Below are 519 nucleotides of genomic sequence, written 5' to 3'. Positions count from 1 at the left end.
ATGGCGACATCTTCCAAACAGGTCATAACAGCAACTTTAACGTGAGTGTTTCTAACCAAACCGAAAAGTTAAACTACCGCTTCTCGGCGACCAACATGGATTACAAAGCCATCGTACCAGGAAGTAGACAAAACAGAAGTACATTCAACTTAAATAGTAATGTGAAACTGCATGAAGACCTAAGTTTGGATGTAGTAGCTTCTTACATCTCTACGAAGACCAAAAATCGTCCAGGATTGATGGGTGATGTATTAGCATCGTATGGTGGTTTTTTCAGTGGTGCAGAAGATGTAGCGAAGATGCGCGACCAATTGTACCGTACTTCAGATGGTTATAAATTTTCAACCGTTGGATCTAACCGTCCGGAAGAATTTCCAGTAGCATACCGTGGTGTAAACTTATTGAATTACTTCTGGCAACAGAATCGTAATGAGTACACGGAGAAAGAAGATCGTTTCCTATCTAGTGCGACGATGAATTGGAAGATTATCGATAAGTTGAGCTTAAGAGGACGTCTTG

1 protein-coding gene is annotated in these 519 nt (G+C 40.8%); it reads left to right on the top strand.

Annotated elements, in window-relative coordinates:
* Window positions 1-41 precede the first annotated feature (41 nt).
* Window positions 42-519 (top strand): hypothetical protein (locus tag ABFX50_RS51185; RefSeq protein ID WP_346158580.1); only part of this gene is annotated, 478 nt, incomplete at its 3' end.

This window comes from Nonomuraea recticatena (assembly GCF_039533245.1).
Classification (GTDB): domain Bacteria; phylum Actinomycetota; class Actinomycetes; order Streptosporangiales; family Streptosporangiaceae; genus Nonomuraea; species Nonomuraea roseola.
This window is presented reverse-complemented; position numbering and strand designations above follow the sequence as displayed.